13 protein-coding genes are annotated in these 16,381 nt (G+C 62.2%); 8 read left to right on the top strand and 5 right to left on the bottom strand.

Annotated elements, in window-relative coordinates; all coding sequences use genetic code 11:
• Positions 1-50 precede the first annotated feature (50 nt).
• The 5 genes from AKN83_RS06165 to AKN83_RS06145 all read left to right on the top strand — a co-directional run bounded on the left by AKN83_RS06165 (position 51) and on the right by AKN83_RS06145 (position 9,126).
• Positions 51-2,285: a peptidase domain-containing ABC transporter gene (locus AKN83_RS06165; protein ID WP_050400832.1), complete on the top strand. Its 2,235-nt coding sequence runs from the start codon at positions 51-53 to the stop codon at positions 2,283-2,285.
• Complete coding sequence (locus AKN83_RS06160) at positions 2,275-3,621, top strand: HlyD family type I secretion periplasmic adaptor subunit (protein WP_050400831.1); 1,347 nt, start codon at positions 2,275-2,277, stop codon at positions 3,619-3,621. Before AKN83_RS06165 ends, AKN83_RS06160 begins: the two co-directional genes overlap by 11 nt.
• The gene (locus AKN83_RS06155) at positions 3,618-5,660 is read left to right on the top strand and encodes a tetratricopeptide repeat protein (protein WP_050400830.1); all 2,043 of its coding nucleotides are present in this window, start codon (positions 3,618-3,620) and stop codon (positions 5,658-5,660) included. The genes AKN83_RS06160 and AKN83_RS06155 overlap by 4 nt, the downstream gene beginning before the upstream one ends.
• Before the next feature lie 323 nt (positions 5,661-5,983).
• A complete protein-coding gene (locus AKN83_RS06150) occupies positions 5,984-8,191 on the top strand; it encodes a glycosyltransferase WbsX family protein (protein ID WP_050400829.1) in 2,208 nt (735 codons plus the stop codon).
• 11 nt (positions 8,192-8,202) lie between these two features.
• A complete protein-coding gene (locus tag AKN83_RS06145) occupies positions 8,203-9,126 on the top strand; it encodes a glycosyltransferase family 2 protein (protein ID WP_050400828.1) in 924 nt (307 codons plus the stop codon).
• 105 nt (positions 9,127-9,231) lie between these two features.
• Here AKN83_RS06145 and AKN83_RS06140 read toward each other — a convergent pair whose 3' ends face one another.
• Together AKN83_RS06140 and AKN83_RS41075 are read right to left on the bottom strand one after the other, a co-directional pair.
• On the bottom strand, positions 9,232-10,221 hold the full coding sequence (locus AKN83_RS06140) for a glycoside hydrolase family 71/99 protein (RefSeq protein ID WP_244521906.1): 990 nt from the start codon (positions 10,219-10,221) through the stop codon (positions 9,232-9,234).
• A gap of 464 nt (positions 10,222-10,685) precedes the next feature.
• Positions 10,686-10,943, bottom strand: coding sequence for a hypothetical protein (locus AKN83_RS41075; protein WP_244521905.1), 258 nt, complete (start codon positions 10,941-10,943; stop codon positions 10,686-10,688).
• 24 nt (positions 10,944-10,967) lie between these two features.
• Between AKN83_RS41075 and AKN83_RS06135 the strand changes: the two genes are divergently transcribed.
• The gene (locus tag AKN83_RS06135; protein WP_244521904.1) at positions 10,968-11,900 is read left to right on the top strand and encodes a glycosyltransferase family 92 protein; all 933 of its coding nucleotides are present in this window, start codon (positions 10,968-10,970) and stop codon (positions 11,898-11,900) included.
• Positions 11,901-12,002: 102 nt separating this feature from the next.
• Here the strand turns inward: AKN83_RS06135 and AKN83_RS06130 are convergent, their stop codons facing one another.
• The 3 genes from AKN83_RS06130 to rfbA are packed head-to-tail and all read right to left on the bottom strand — an operon-like array spanning position 12,003 to position 14,704.
• Complete coding sequence (locus AKN83_RS06130; RefSeq protein ID WP_244521903.1) at positions 12,003-12,710, bottom strand: hypothetical protein; 708 nt, start codon at positions 12,708-12,710, stop codon at positions 12,003-12,005.
• Positions 12,711-12,735: 25 nt separating this feature from the next.
• A complete protein-coding gene (gene rfbB / locus AKN83_RS06125; RefSeq protein WP_063695206.1) occupies positions 12,736-13,803 on the bottom strand; it encodes a dTDP-glucose 4,6-dehydratase in 1,068 nt (355 codons plus the stop codon).
• Positions 13,793-14,704 (bottom strand): glucose-1-phosphate thymidylyltransferase RfbA, encoded by a 912-nt coding sequence (gene rfbA / locus AKN83_RS06120; RefSeq protein WP_050400825.1) that lies wholly within the window; start codon positions 14,702-14,704, stop codon positions 13,793-13,795. The genes rfbB and rfbA overlap by 11 nt, the downstream gene beginning before the upstream one ends.
• A 109-nt stretch (positions 14,705-14,813) precedes the next feature.
• On the opposite strand from rfbA, the gene rfbC reads away from it, so the two are divergent.
• Both rfbC and rfbD read left to right on the top strand, forming a co-directional pair.
• On the top strand, positions 14,814-15,368 hold the full coding sequence (gene rfbC / locus AKN83_RS06115) for a dTDP-4-dehydrorhamnose 3,5-epimerase (RefSeq protein WP_050400824.1): 555 nt from the start codon (positions 14,814-14,816) through the stop codon (positions 15,366-15,368).
• Positions 15,368-16,279 (top strand): dTDP-4-dehydrorhamnose reductase, encoded by a 912-nt coding sequence (gene rfbD / locus AKN83_RS06110; protein WP_050400823.1) that lies wholly within the window; start codon positions 15,368-15,370, stop codon positions 16,277-16,279. Before rfbC ends, rfbD begins: the two co-directional genes overlap by 1 nt.
• The last annotated feature ends 102 nt before the right edge of the window (positions 16,280-16,381 follow it).

The following is a 16,381-nucleotide window of genomic DNA, read 5'->3' as shown; positions in this document are numbered from 1 at the left end:
TTATAGTTCGCTAAGGCCAGGATCTGCGCAGTCGAAACTTCGAGGCATCCATGACCAAACACCTCTCGCTCGTCGGCGCACCTTCGGTGGAAGGGCTGCCACCCTCGGGTCTTGCATGTCTCGTCCTCGTGGCAAGGCAGCATGGCCTGCATCTGACGCCTTCCCAGCTCATCCACGACAATCTCCTGGGTGACCAGGAGGTCACGCTTCCGGAACTTCTGAAGTGCGCGAACTCATCCGGAATGACGGCAAAGGCCGTCACGCTGGACTGGACGGGGCTGAGCCATCTCAAGCGGGCGCTGCCGGCCATCGTTCGCCTGCGCGATGGCAGCCACATGGTCCTGCTGCGCCTTGAAGGCGATGAAAACAGCACCCGGGTGGTCTTGCAGGATCCGAACGCGAGCGAGGATGCGCTGCTCGTCATCGACCAGCCGCGCTTTGAGGACATCTGGTCGGGCGACGTCGTCATGGCCAAGCGCGACTACGAGATTTCCGACGAGACCCAGCCGTTCAGCTTCGGCTTTGTCACCGCCCTGCTGTTCCGCGAACGGCGTATCCTGCGCGACGTCGCGATCGCGGCGTTGATCCTGGGCTTGATGGGCCTCGGCCCGATCATGTTCTGGCGGCTGCTCTCCGACAAGGTCATCTTCTACAAGGCCTACAACACGTTCTACGTGCTGTGCATCGGCATGCTTGTGCTCATCCTGTTCGAGGCGGCGTTCACGTTCCTGCGGCAGTATCTGGTGCAGCGTCTGACGGCCCGCCTCGACGTCAAGCTGTCGACCTACGTGTTTGAGAAGGTGCTCAATCTGCCGATCGACTACTTCGAGCAGAACCCGGTCGGCCTGATTTCGAGGGACATCCGCGAAGTGTTCCGAATTCGCGGCTTCCTCACCGGGCAGCTGTTCGGAACCATTCTCGATTCGACGACGCTGTTCTTCTTCCTGCCCGTGATGTTCTTCTTCAGCCCGATCATGACGCTGATGGTTCTCGGCTTTGCCGGCGTGATCGTAACCTGGCTTGTCCTGATGCTGCCGGCCTACCGGAAGAAGTCCTCGGCAACCCTGGCGGCCGAAGGCGCGCAGGGCGCCTTCCTGATCCAGAGCCTGAACGGCATGCGGACCATCAAATCGCTGGCGCTCGACAAGCGGCAGCGGCACATGTGGGATGTGCTTGTGGCGCGCGTCGCCAAGGCGCGTCTTGCCGAAGGCCTGACCGGAACCGCCATCCAGACGGTGGTGCGTCCGTTGGAACGATTGGCGGTGAGTGCGCCCTATGCGTTCGGTGTCTACATGGCCGTGTCGAGCGGCGATCCGGTCTATGTCGGGGCGCTGTTTGCCTTTCTGATGCTGTCGCAACGTGTCGCCGGCCCGCTGATGCAGATGGCCCAGCTCATCAATCAGTACGACGAGGCCCGCACGGCCGTCACGATCGTCGGCAGGCTGGTGAATCAGCCGCCTGAGGAGGGACGTTCCGGCCACGGCGTGCGGGTTCCGCTCAAGGGGCTGGTCGAATTCTCCGGCGTCACCTTCAAGTACAAGGGGGCGGTGTCGCCGGCACTGAACAACGTCTCCTTCGAGATTCCGCTCGGCACCACGCTGGGCGTGATGGGCAAGAGCGGCTCGGGCAAGACCACGATCACCCGGCTGCTGCAGCGCCTGCACTCCGACTACGGCGGTTTGATCAAGGTCGACGGCATCGATGTCCGCGAATACGACGTCGACCATCTCCGCCGCAACGTGGGTGTCGTGCTGCAGGAGAACTTCCTGTTCAGCGGCACGATTCGCGAAAACATTTCGGCCGCAAAGCCCGATGCGACCTTCGACGATATCGTCAGGGCGGCGCGATTGGCGGGCGCCGAGGAGTTCATCGACAAGCTGCCGCGCGGCTACGAGACCTATATCTACGAGGGATCCACCAATCTTTCCGGCGGCCAGCGTCAGCGTCTCGCGATCGCGCGAGCGCTGATCGTCAATCCTCCGATCCTGATCCTCGACGAAGCGACCAGTGCGCTCGATGCCGAGAGCGAGACGATCGTCAACGCGAATATTTCGCGGATCGCCCAGGGGCGCACGCTGATCATCATCTCGCACCGGCTGTCGTCGCTCACCAAGGCCGATGCGATCCTCGTGCTCAATCGCGGCGTGGTCAACGATATCGGCCGTCACGAGGAGCTTTTGGAACGAAACGACATCTATAGCTCGCTCTGGTACCAGCAGAACACGCATCTCGTGCCGACAGGCCGCAATGAGAAAAACTTCAGGAGTCCGACCCTTGTCTCCTAATCAGGCTTCGCTCGCGACCGTTCGCCAGTTCCAGTCCGAAACCGACGCAATCCGCGAGGCGGCCGAGCCGTTGCTGGCTCGGGCGACGCTGTTCTTGCTGTCGGCGTTCATGGTCTCCGTCGTGGCGATCATGTGCTTCACGCGCGTCGATCGGGTCATCACGAGCGTCGGCGGCCGGATCGTCCCGGTCGATCAGATCAACGTGCTGCAGGCCCTGGACGCCTCGATCATCAAGACCATCGATGTTCGGGAAGGCGAGCAGGTCGAGACCGGGCAGCTGCTCGCGACCCTCGACTCGACCTTCACCGCGGCCGATGTCACCCAGTACAAGCTGCAGATTGCGAGCCTCGATGCACAGGTTGCCCGCGACGAGGCCGAATTGTCCGGAAAGCCGCTGACATATGGTCAGTCCAACGATCCGGAAGTGACGAGGTACAACGCCTTGCAAAAGGCACTCTACGATCAGCGCGTCGCCCAGTACAATGCGCAGGTGAACAGCTACGACTCCAAGATCAGCCAGACCGAAGCGACGATCCAGAAGTCGAAGAAAGACGACGAACGCTACAGCCAACGCGCCGAGATCGCCGGCAAGATCGAGGACATGCGCTCGACGCTTGCGGAAAGCGGCAGCGGGTCCAAGCTGAACCTGTATCTGTCCCAGGACAATCGCCTGGAGCTGTTGCGCCAGATCGACAACACGCACAACACGCTGCTGGAAGCGCAACACCAGCTGGAATCGCTGAAGGCCGATCGCAAGGCTTTCATCGAGCAATGGAATGCGCAACTGAGCCAGGATCTGGTCACGACGCGCAACAGCCTCGATACGGCCCGCTCGAACTATGACAAGGCCATCAAGCATCAGGATCTGGTGCGGTGGACGGCAGCCGAGCCGTCGGTCGTCCTGACCCTCGCCAAGCTCTCGGTCGGATCGGTGCTGAAGCCGGGCGATCCCTTCATTACGCTGATGCCGCTCAAGACCCGGCTCGAGGCCGAGATCCAGATCCTGTCGCGCGATGTCGGCTTCGTCCGGCCCAACGACCCCTGCACGATGAAGGTCGATGCCTTCAACGCGGCGGAGCACGGTACGGCGCAGGGCAGGATTCGCTGGATCAGCGAAGGCGCCTTCACGACCGATGATGACGGGAAGCCGGTCGATGCCTACTACAAGGCGCGATGCTCCGTCGACGAGACCAACTTCAAGGATGTTCCGAAGAATTTCCGCCTCATCCCCGGCATGACATTGCAGGGCGATGTCAATGTCGGCACCCGGTCCGTTGCGATGTATCTGCTCGGCGGCATGCTGCGCAGCGCAAAAGAAGCAATGCGCGAGCCATGACGGTATCGGCGCGATCCCTTCTCGACCTGCTCCGGCCCCGTTCGTCCGGTTCAGACTCATCGCAGTTTGAACGGGGAATGCAGGCTTACGAGAACCGGCAATACCTCGAGGCGCTCCGCTTGTGGCGGCTCGCGTCGCGCGCGGGCAACCCGGAGGCGGATTACCGGATCGGGCTGCTCTATGCGAAGAACGAGGGCGTCATCGGCAACATTCCGGACGCGGTCGCGTGGTACGAACGCGCCGCGCTGCATGGACATGTCGATGCGCAATTCCAGCTCGGCTTGATCCACTTCCACGGCTTTCAGGCCGCGCTCGGACCGAACCGGCCCGAGATGTGGCGGCAATCCACGGCGGCGCGGCTGGGTGACAAGGCGACCAACCTCCACGATCTGGTGTTCCCGAACGGAATCGGCGTGCCGAGGGATCTCGACGCCGCCTTCCTCTGGATGTCGTTGGCGGCGGAAGCCGGCAAGGCGGACGCGCAAGCGCTGCTGGGCGACATGTACGCCAACGGGCAAGGCTGCACCAAGGATCACGCCGTTGCCCTGCGCTGGTACGAGGCTGCGGCCGAGCAGAAGGCCGCGGCCGGCGAATTCGCGCTCGGCGACGTGTACTATCAGGGGCGCGGCGTTGCCGTCGATCTTGCGCAGGCCGCGATCTGGTATCACAAGGCCGCGGCGCAGGGGCATGTCCGCGCGCAGGTTGCGCTCGCTTTCATGTGCCTCAAGGGCACCGGGCTTCCCGAGAATGTCGAAGAGGCCGCGCGGCTTTTCCAGAGTGCAGCTGCCCATGACGATGCCATCGCGCTCTACAACATCGCGCTGTTGCGGCTGAGCGGCAAAGGGGTGGCCAAGGACCTCGACAAGGCCGAGACCGCGCTGCGCAAGGCGGCGCGGAAGGATTATTTGCCGGCGATCCAGGCGCTGGCCGAGTTCTATGCGCTCGGCACCGCTGCGGAGCCGGACCTGCGCGAAGCGGCGTATTGGTATGAGAAGGCGGCCGAACGCGGCGATGCGCAGGCGCAATTCCTTACCGGGCGCTTCTACGCCACCGGCACCGGCGTTCCGCCCAGCATCCGCCAGGCTGCGAAATGGTTCGAGCGCGCGGCCGAGAGTGGCCATGCCACGGCGGCTCACAACATCGCGGTGTTCTATCTCAACGGCAACGGCGTGACGCGCGATGTCGCGACCGCGATCAAGTGGTTCGAGCGCGCGTCCGAGGGAGGCATCAGCGCCGCAGGCGTACAACTCGGCCGGCTCTACTCGGCGGGCAACGGTGTGCCGCGCGATCAGGCGCGCGCTGCCGAATGGCTCAGCAAGGCGGCCAATGCCAACGGCGGCGATGCCGATGCAAAGACGGCCTATGCCGTGTTTCTCATCCAGCAGGAGCCGTCCGAAGCCGGTCTCGTGCAGGCACGCACGCTGCTCACCGATGCCGCCGAGGCGGGGCATTCTGCCGCAGCATTCCAGTTGGGCGGGCTTCACATGGGAAGGTCCGGCGGCGCCGTCGATCTTCCGGCCGCGGTGCAATGGTTCAAGCGGGCGGCAAGCGCCGGCCATGTCGAGGCCCAGCACACATTGGCGTTGCTGTATTCCGATCCCAACAGCAGCCTCAAGGATCCGCAGGCGGCCGCCGGCTGGATCGTCAAGGCGGCCGATGGCGGCAGCGCCGCAGCGCAATTCAAGCTCGCGGTGATGTATTGCACCGGGCAGGGCGTCGAGCAGGATCTTGTCCAGGGCGTGAAATGGTACGAGGCCGCTGCGCGCCAGGGTCACACGACCGCGCAATACAACCTTGCCGTGATGCTCGGACGAGGCCAGGGCTGCGACGCCGATCCGGCGAAGGCGGCCGAGTGGTTCGCGGCCGCTGCGCAGCAAGGCATGGCCGAAGCGCAACTCGCCATTGGCGATGCGTTGCGTGCCGGCAACGGCGTCGCGCAGGACCGCGATCAGGCGCTGCGCTGGTATCGACAGGCGGCGCAGCAGAACAACGAAGGTGCGCTGCGTCGTCTCGAGGCGATGGGCGAGAGCGTCGGCTGAGATTGTTGGAGGCGGACATCACCTCGCGCGCAGGCAATTGCAGAGACGGTGAACGGCTTTGTTTTTGGGCGCGAAGGCTCGGAAGCGTGCACGTCCGCGTGACAATCTAGGCAGAACTAACAATGGCTTTCATATCGACGATAGAGAGATTGCGTTAATGTGGGTCCGCGGAATAAATGCTCGTTGCACCTCTGGTTGTGGGAAGATGATCGATAAGAACCATGAGGTCGCGATCTGGAGCGTGTGATCCCGGGATCGAATGTCCGCGTGATCGGGAAAGAAACTGGAGCCGGCGTTAAACGTTGGCAGGAGATTGAGTGGCAATGAACAAAATGGTCGAACGGAGCGTCAGGGATACGAAGGATATGTTGCCCGTTGCCAGTCCGGTTCAGCAGGACGACCATCCGCAGAGCCTGTTCCTGGATCCCGATATCAGCGATCTGCAGTCGGGATCGCGGTTGCGCGGCGCAATCCTCGAATATTCCGGGCGAGGAATTTCGGGTTGGATTGTCGACGCCCAGTCGCCTGCTTCGACCGTTTCGATAGCGCTCTTCATCGCTTCCCACTGTGTTGAAGAGGGACGCACCGGCCGATCCATGCCGGCCCGCGTCGGCCCACGGAGCGTGATCGGACGTCCGGGATTTCGGATCGATCTATCGACGCCGGGCGTGCGGCGGCGGCTGGCGCGTGCCCTGAGAAACACGCTGGTGGAGCCCAAGCATGCGCAGATCTATCTCCGTATCAGCCTGAGCGACGGCGAGTACTACGAGATACCGCTGTTCGAGAACTTCACCGCGAGCGAAGTGGTCGTTGCGCTGGGTTTCTCGATCGAGGACTACGACGATCTGCTGTTTCCGAACAACGACAACAGGACCGTTGCCGGAGTGGCGGACGCCGCCACCAAAGAGGTGCGCTACATCTGCTTCTACCTGCCGCAATTCCATTCATTTGAGGAAAATGACAGGTGGTGGGGACCGGGGTTCACCGAGTGGACCAACGTCGCGCGCATGCGCGCCCAGTTTCCGGCTCACGAGTCCCCGTGGTTGCCGGCCGATCTCGGATTCTACGATGTCCGGCTGCCGGAGACGCGCCGTCAGCAGGGCGACCTTGCGCGCAAGTACGGCATCGATGGATTTTGCTACTACGTCTACTGGTTTCAGGGGAGACGGCTGCTGGAGAAGCCGCTTCAGCTGCTGCTCGAGGACGGCGAGCCGAACCTGCCGTTCTGCATCTGCTGGGCAAACGAGAACTGGTCCCGCCGGTGGGACGGCTCGGATGCCGAGCTCTTGTTGGGACAAAATCACTCGCTGGACGACGACGTCCGCTTTATCGACGACATGGCCGACCTGCTGCTCGATGAGCGCTACATCGCCGTCGATGGCCGAAAGGTCATCGTGATCTACAGGCCGTCATTGTTGCCGGACAAGCAGCGCCTGTTCGAGATCTGGCGCCAGAGGGCCAGAGAACTTGGAATCGGCGAGCTGCTGATCTGCAATGCGATGACCTTCGGCGAGTTCGACCCGCGTGACGTCAATTGCGATGCGGCGATCGAGTTTCCGCCGCACACGGTCTCGACGCGGGAAGTGCCGCCGGCCGAAGTCGATGCGCCGCCGACCTTCGCCGGTAAGGTGTACGACTATGTCGATGCCATGCGATCGTCGATCGGCAAGACCTACGATTTCCCGTTCTTTCCTGCCGTGATGCCGCGTTGGGACAATACGCCGCGCAAGGGCGCGCGCGGTCATGTCTTCACCCGGTCCAGTCCGGAGGCCTTCGAGGTCTGGCTGCGCGACGCGACGCTGCGGGCCAAGGGCAACAGCTTCTCCGAGTCGCTCGTGTTCATCAATTCCTGGAACGAGTGGGCCGAGGGTGCCCATCTCGAGCCGGATTCGCGTCATGGACGCGCATTCCTCGAGGTCGTGCGAAGGGTCGCTTCGGCGGAGCCCATCTCATCCCAGATTCGCAATAGTCCGGATCTGCTGGATTGCCTGAGCAGGCAGGAGCTCGAGTGGGCGGTGAAAGAAGCCTCGACGCATGTCGAGGTGCTTGCAAGCCTGCACCGATCCGGCCTGACGCATTCCGGGGTCCAACGCGCAAGAAGCGGCATTCCGGTCGAGGCAGAAGGGGCGTCAGACAATCCGGAAGGGTCGTTGCTGGTCATCGAGAACATCAATTCGCAAACCGGCGAACGTGTGATCGTCGATCCGCGCTATGAGATCCTGGTGCGGGGATGGATTTGCGCGGGCAATGCTTTCGAAGCCAGCCGACAGAGGACGGGATTCCTGATCCTGTCGGCGCTTGCTCCGGGGAGCGCGGCCAACAACGGGTACTGCCTGATCGTCGATTGGCACGAGCGCGTCGACGTCAAGGAGTACATGAAGGCCGAAAGCAGGGATTGCTATTTCGGCTTCCAGCTGTCGTTCTCGATTCAGGATCTGCCGGATGGTGAATATCAACTCGCGGTCCTGGAGGTCGGTGACGGAGCCAGCGCACTCGTAAGGTCCCGCCACTCGATCATCGTGAGACGTTGAGGTCGCCGCCGATGCTCGCAAGCGTTGTCATCGCGTGCTACAAGCACGAGCAGTATCTCGAGGAGTGCCTCGAGACGGTCTATCAGCAGACCTTTGCCGACATTGAACTCGTCATCGTGGACGACAATTCGCCGGACAAGAGTTTTGAGGTCGCGCAGAAGGTCATCAAGAAGAGGTCGTTCGGAAAGCGCTTTGTCTCGTGCAAGCTGCTCAAGAACCCCCAGAATCTCGGCGCCCACTACACCTGGAACAGGGCGCTGTCGCTGACGAACGGCGACATGATCTTTCTTCTGAACTCGGACGATGCTTTCTCGAAGGAGCGAGTGCGGCTGTTCGCGGATCAATATGCCAATGAGCGGCTGTTCTTCGGCTTCTCGGCCGTTGAGCCGATCGACGAGCACGGCAAGTCGATCAGCAACTACCAGTTTCCCACACGCCTGCGCTATGCGATCGATCGGGCGCAGATTGCCGGTGCGCCGCTGTCATGGACATTCCTGGACTCCCAGATTGCGGCGTCGACCGGAAACTTCGTCTTCAGCCGTGAACTGCTGCGACAGGTGGGCTGGCTCGCTGACCTCAAATATTGTCACGACTGGGACTTCGCGCTGCGCGCCGTCACCAAGGTCGAGCCGACCTATCTCGAGACCGACCGCTATCTGTATCGGCTCCACTCCACCAACAGTTTCCGAAGCCTGAGCAAGGTGGCGGAGAGCGAGACGAAGGCGTGCATGGAATCGTACTGCCTGAACGCGATCTCGTCGCGGCCGCAGAACAAGACCTGCCTCAGCCCGTCCAATTTCGGCGATTCGTTCTACGACTTCGTGAAGCTGCACCCGAACTTCAACTACTGGGTCAAGCAGATCTACGCTCCCTATCATCCGGAGCATCGGACGGTGGACTCGAACGATCGGACCATGCCGATTCGCTGGCGTTGATCGGGAGAGAGCCGCGTTGTCCGTTCCGATGCAATCGGAACAGCGCCTTGATCGAGCGTGCGCCGCGGCTCCGTGCACGCCGCGACACACTTCGTCGTAGCCAATCTAGCAGAGGTTTTTCGACGCCGTCTTTGCGGTCGCCTTGAGAACTTCGCGCAGCGCTTCCAGGCGATCGGTTTGGCAGGGCACGGTCGGGACCAGCCAGCCACCTTCGTCGTTTTCGTTCCAGGCATAGATCAGCACCGCGGGGGCCCGGCGATCGGGCGCACGGCTGTTCACCCAATTGATCGATTGCGCCAGATGGCCGGCCAATTCCTTCTTGGTCGGGGCGGTGTAGAAATTGGCGACGCCATCGCCGGGACGCTGCGACTTTTCCCAGGGCACCGGACGTTCGATGCGCGGGCGGCGGTCCCATCCGGTCATCACCGTGGGCACGACCGGGACCTGGCTTGCGGAAAGATCGTTCCAGCCCTTCTCCGCATACTTCGCAAGATCGGCAAAGCTGCCGCGGCCGTTGCCGGTCGTGATCGCATATGAGCCTACCGCGTCGGCGCCCAGATTGACGGCCTCCTGGCTCAGGAATTTCGCGTCTCCCGCCAGCACGATGTAGGGATTGGCAAGCCCGGCACCGTTGGCGTCGGATTTGAACTTGCTCAGCTGAGTGCGCAGACCCTGCACGCCGCCCCAGCTCCGCTGCACATCCGCACCCTTGATGAAGCCCAGGAAGTAGAGCGGCCGATCGTTCTCCACCCTCAGATAATTCTTGTCCGCCATGAGGCCGATGTGCTCCTGGGGCAGCGAGGACAGCTTGGCCGCCGATCCCCATCGCCCGAGCTCGGTAAACATGCAGTATCTCAGTTCGGCCGCCTTCGGCCGCGCTCTGAAGGCGTACAGGGCTTTCGACATCGGGTGGTTGGCGCCGTAGGCGGCGAATGCCCAATAGTCCAGTCCTGCGAAGATGGCCTGGTCGATCTCCTTGTCCATCTCGGCCTCGATCGAAGCCGAAAAATCGAGCGCGTTGGGATCGCGGTTCATCTGCGTTCCGAAGAACGGCGTCCGCCAACGATATTTTTCCGGACCGAGCGATTGCTTCATGGCCTCCGTCGGCTGGGAGCCCGGCGCGTACCAGGCGTCCCATCGAATGGCTCCGACGAGGGGGCGGGAAGCTGCGGCGGCCGCAGCAGGATTGCTGGAACCCAGCAAGCCGAGCGAGCCGGGCAGCAGGCTTGCTGATAACGATGCCAAAAACATCCGTCGTGTAAGCGCGAACGGCTTACGGACTGCTTCGTTCCCATTGTCCATTGGCGATCTCCGATCGTTCTCGTCCGGTGCTACGGTTTCATGCAAATGACAGCGATCCCTGGCGCTCTATTATATTGATTTCCCTCGAAATAACCTTACAACAGTTAAAATGTGAGCGCCGCGTGTTATAGCCTTATTCTTGTAGGATAAGTGCGCTAATAGGGAATTCGTGGTGCGAACCAATGGTAATTGCTTGTTGATCTCGTGGGGAGCGACTCAGGTTGGACATGGAAATTCCTGCATCGTCTAGTTTCAGCTCAGGCGTGAATCTCGATGCGCTTCCAGCAAGCGAGATCGAGACAAGGCTTCGAGATTTCTTTTCCGGGCGGATCGCAAATCCGAAGCCCGACGACCTCATCCAATCGGTCGAGCAGTTGGAGCAGCAATACGGCCACTACAAGGAGTTCCAGTTTGCAAAGGCGGCAGCGCTTGTGCAGGCATGTGATTTCGCCGGAGCGCGCGCAATTCTTCTTGATCTGGTCAAGCAGCTGCCATCCGACTCGCGGATGTTGCATCGTCTGGCGGTCGCGGATCTCAGCATGGGATCGGCCCACGAGGCGCTGGATGTCTATCTCTCCGCGCTCGCTGCGGCCCCGACCAGTGAAAATCTGCGGCGGGAGTTTGCAGGCCTCCTGCGCGTGATGGAGGCGAAGAAACTCTATGTCGGGGTCGATCGGAAGAAGCATGGCCTCTCCGTCGTGTGCGCCATCAAGAACGAGGGCGACGACCTGCTGGAATGGCTGCACTTTCACAGATTGGTCGGGGTAGATCACTTCTATCTCTATGACAACGGCAGCACCGACAATACGCGCGCCGTGATCGAAGCCTTCCCGTGGCCCGAAATGATCACCTATCATTTCGTGGAGGGGGAATTCGGCCAGATGCGCGCGTTCTCCCATGCGATCGACAGCTATCGCAATTGTTCGGAATGGTGCGCCTTCATCGATGCCGATGAGTACCTGTTTCCGACAAAGGCCGGCAACGTCAAGGACGTCCTGGCGGAGGTTGGGCCGGCGCCGGCGGTGGCGGTGCATTGGCTGAACTTCGGGTCGAACGGTCACGACGCGAGGCCGGCCGGCCTGTGTATCGAGTCGTTCACGCGTCGCGCTCCGGACGACTTTCCGGATCATTTCATCATGAAGTCAATCGTGCGGCCCGACACCATCGTGTCCTACCTGCATCCCCATCAATCGCTCGTTTTGGGCTGCTATGTCGCCGAAGACGGCACGCCCATCTTCCCGATCGACGGCCGCTGCACGGCCCCGAAGCGGGACAAGCTCGTGATCAATCACTATTACACGAAGTCACGGCAACAATTGCTGAAGAAGCGTGAGCGCGGCCGGCCGCTCGCCGATGGAGATCCCGAGAAAATCCGCGCGATGGAGTTCTTCACGTTGCGGGATCGCAACGATATCGAAGATACGACGATCCAGCGGTTTCTTCCGGAACTGAAGAAGCTGGTCCAGGGTTGAAACCTGGAAGCAGTAGAAGGGCGCGCCAATTGGCGCGCCCTTCTTGTTTGGTGCATTGAACTGATCGTGGCAGTAGCGACCGGCTACGGAGGCTCTGGTCAGCTACAGCGGCTCCAGGCGGTATTTCGCGAGCAGGGCTTGTGCGGCATCGATGTCGATCCTTGCTGGCCTTTGGAAGACCGACATATTGTTGGCGCGCGCGATTTCGCGCGCGACCGTCCGCACCGAATGGTAATGGGGGCGGTTCTCGAAGTCGTGGATCGCGATGAAAGCGCCCGGTGCGGCGTGCAGCACGCATTGCACGAAGCAAGCCACGCGAAACCGGCCGTCAACGAAGTACAGGTCGGCCGTCCTGCTTTCCGGGCGTTCCCAGATGCGTTCGTGGTAATCGGGCCAGGAGCTCTCTTTCTCCTTCTCGACAGGGTAACCCCACTCGCGCAGCTTGCCGATATCGACGTGCAGCAGCTGTGGCTGGGTGCTCGCACCGCGCGTGGCGTCGGCGACCTTGGAGAGCCATTCCGACGAGGAATCGATCGAGATGACCCAGTCCTTCCTGGTCTGGCAGGCGAGCCAGGTGCTTCCGCCCGACCCGAATTCCAGATAGCGGGTCGAGAGATCCACGAAGCTTTTGAACAATGTCTGTTCCTGACCGTCCATTGCGATATTCATGGCGGGATCCCCTGGTTTCTCGATCTGTTGTCTGGCGGGCGGTTGCCAATCCACCGTCGGAAGGCGGTCGCGGCTCGTCAGGCCGCGATGAGATCCGGTTGAAACCTCATCGCGCTTGCCGGCTTCCTGTTCGCTGTCCACGCCGACGGCTTTGAGAGAGCGGCGGCTACTGGTTCAGCCCGACGCGCTCCACCTTGTAGCCGCGCTCCAGGATCGCGCGCCACCAGGGTTGCTCGTCGACATACCAGCGCACTGTCTTGGCGATGCCGGTCTCGAAATTCTCCTCGGCGCGCCAGCCGAGCTCGGTCTCGAGCTTGGTGGCGTCGATGGCGTAGCGGCGGTCGTGGCCGGGCCGGTCGGCGACGAAATTGATCAGCTGGCGCCGCGGCCCTGCCGCAGTCGGCGTGACCTCGTCGAGCAGGTCGCAGATGCTTTCCACGACGTGCAGGTTGGTGCGCTCGTTGCGGCCGCCGACATTGTAGGTCTCGCCGACCTCGCCGCGCTCCAGCACCAGCGTCAAGGCCTTGGCGTGGTCCTCGACGAACAGCCAGTCGCGAACGTTCTGGCCGTCGCCATAGACCGGCAGCGGCTCGCCGGCGAGCCCCTTGATGATCATGTGCGGGATCAGCTTTTCCGGGAAGTGGTAGGGGCCGTAATTGTTGGAGCAGTTGGTCACCAGGGTCGGCAGCTCGTAGGTCTCGCGCCAGGCGCGCACCAGATGATCGGACGAGGCCTTGCTGGCCGAATAGGGCGAGTTCGGCGCATAGGCCGTGGTCTCGGTGAACAGCCCCTCGTCGCCGAGCGAACCGAACACCTCGTCGGTCGAGATGTGCAGGAAGCGGAACTGGTCGCGCTTCTGGGGCGAGAGCGTGCGCCAGTGGCGCAGCGCCTCCTGCAGGATCGTGAAGGTGCCGACGATGTTGGTCTGGATGAATTCGCCGGGCCCGTCGATCGAGCGGTCGACATGGCTTTCCGCCGCAAGATTCATCACCGCGTCGGGCTGATATTTCTCGAACAGCCGGCGCAGCACCTGTGCTTCGCAGATGCAGGCCTTTTCGAAGCTGTAGTTCAGGCTTTCGGTCGAGCCGGGCAGGGAGGCGAGGTTCGCCGCATAGGTCAGCTTGTCGATGTTGACGACGCGGGCGTGAGTGTCTCGCAGGAGGTGCCGGACCACGGCCGAGCCGATGAATCCCGCGCCGCCGGTGACGAAGATCGTCGATCCCTTAAACCGCATGTTTGAATACCTCGGCTGTGCGGGGCTGACCCTGGAACGAGCGGTAGACCGACAGCAGATACTCGCCGTAGCTGCTCTTGGCGGTCTTCTGCGCCACCCGCGCGAAGGCTTCCAGCGAGATGTATCCCTGCCGCAGCGCGATCTCCTCGGGGCAGGCGATGCGCAGGCCCTGGCGCTGCTCAAGGATCTGGACGAAATGGCTGGCCTCGACCAGCGAGGAGTGGGTGCCGGTATCGAGCCAGGCAAAGCCGCGGCCGAGCACCTCGACAAAGAGGTCGCCGCGCTCGAGATAGGCCTTGTTGACGTCGGTGATCTCGATCTCGCCGCGCGGGGACGGCTTGATGCCGGCGGCGATGTCGACCACGTCATTGTCGTAGAAGTAGAGACCGGTGACGGCGACATTGGATTTCGGCCGCTTCGGCTTCTCCTCGATCGACAGCGCACGGCCGGTACCGTCCAGCTCGATCACGCCATACTGTTCCGGCGCGTTCACGACGTAGCCGAACACGGTGGCGCCTTTCCTGCGGACCGAGGCGGCCGACAGCATGCTGGGCAGGCCGTGGCCGTAGAAAATGTTATCGCCTAACACAAGAGCGACGGAGTCATCACCGATGAACTCGCGTCCGACGATGAAGGCGTCGGCGAGGCCGCGCGGGGTCTCCTGTGTCGCATAGGCGAACCGGACACCCATCTCGCTGCCGTCGCCGAGCAGGCGCTGGAACAGCGGCTTGTCCTGCGGCGTGGAGATGATCAGGATATCGCGGATTCCGCCGAGCATCAGCGTCGACAGCGGATAATAGATCATCGGCTTGTCGAAGACGGGTAGCAGCTGCTTGGAGACGACGGTGGTCACCGGATACAGGCGCGAGCCGGTGCCACCGGCAAGGATAATGCCTTTCATGGTCCCTCACAATTTGACTATCAAAACATAACATATAGCGTGCGCCGCACAAGTTTGTTATGAGATGGAAATTAACATTTCAGGCGCGTCAAACTGGAACAAATGTTAAATGAACGTCATCAAGACCGAGCTTCCTGAAGTCCTGATCGTCGAGCCGAAGCTGTTCGGCGACCAGCGCGGCTTCTTCCTCGAGACCTACCAGCTGCCCCGCTATGTCGAGCACGGCATCGCGCGGCCCTTCGTGCAGGACAACATGTCTCGTTCGGCCTACGGCGTGCTGCGCGGGCTGCATCTGCAAAACCCGCTCACCCAGGGCAAGCTCGTGACCGTGCTGCGCGGCAAGGTGCTGGACGTCGCCGTCGACGTGCGTGTCGGCAGCCCGAATTTCGGCAAGCACGTCGCGGTCGAGTTGAGCGAGGACAACCGCCGGCAATTATGGGTACCGCGCGGCTTCGCCCACGGCTTCGTGGTGCTCTCGGAAACCGCCGACTTCTTCTACAAATGCGATGACTTCTATAGCCCCAAGGACGAGCTCTCGATCCGGTGGAACGATCCGGCGATCGGGATCGAATGGGGCGTCGACAAGCCGCAGCTGTCGGCCAAGGATGCGGATGCGCCGCTGCTCGCCGACGCCAGCAACCTTCCGACCTATGGACAAATCTGATGCGGATTCTTTTGACGGGAACGCGCGGCCAGGTCGGCAGTGCGCTGAAGCCTCTGCTGGAGGGCCACGGCACCATCATCGCGCCGCCAACCGCGGAGTTCGATCTGTCGAAGCCGGAGACGTTGACGGCGGAGCTCGAGAGACTGAAGCCCGATCTCATCATTAATCCCGCGGCCTATACGGCCGTGGATCGCGCCGAGGACGAGCGCGAGCTGGCGTTCCTGGTCAACGCCAAGGGACCCGGAAAGCTGGCGAAATGGGCGGCAGCGAACCGCGTGCCGCTGGTGCATTTCTCCACGGACTACGTCTTCAACGGTTCAGGCGACCGGGCGTGGCGCGAGGACAGTCCGACCGAACCATTGTCGGCCTACGGCGCCAGCAAGCTTGCCGGCGATCTTGCGATTCAGGCGGCGGGTGGGGCGCATCTGATCGCGCGCACCTCCTGGGTCTATGCCGCAACAGGCACGAATTTCCTGCGCACCATCGCGCGGCTTGCCGGCGAGCGTAAGGAGCTGCGGATCGTGGCCGACCAGATCGGCGCGCCGACGACGGCGCAGGCGATCGCCGGCGCGGTCGCCGGCATCGTCCTGCCGAACATCACCACGCTGCACGATCAACTCGTGCGCAGCGGCGGTGTGGTCAATCTCGTTTGCGCCGGCGAAACCAGCTGGCACGGCTTTGCAACTGCCATTGTCGGCGGGCTGCGGTCGCGTGGTGTCACGCTGGCCGTCGACAATATCGTGCCGATCGCAACGGCCGATTTCCCGACCAAAGCGGTGCGTCCGGGCAATTCGCGGCTGGATCTGACGCGGCTGAAGACGCAGTTCGGGGTCACGATGCCGACGTGGCAGGAAGCGCTCGCGCGCGAGCTCGACGCATATGTCCAGCTTTGCGCGCCAGCTCACGCCTAGCGCTCGGAATGTGAAGCGAATTCTCCGCACCAAACACGAGGCGTTTGCGCCGGGACGATGCCGAGACGACAAGCAAAAAGCGCGATGAGGATTCAACCTCAT

Source organism: Bradyrhizobium embrapense (assembly GCF_001189235.2).
GTDB classification, from domain to species: Bacteria; Pseudomonadota; Alphaproteobacteria; order Rhizobiales; family Xanthobacteraceae; genus Bradyrhizobium; species Bradyrhizobium embrapense.
This window is presented reverse-complemented; position numbering and strand designations above follow the sequence as displayed.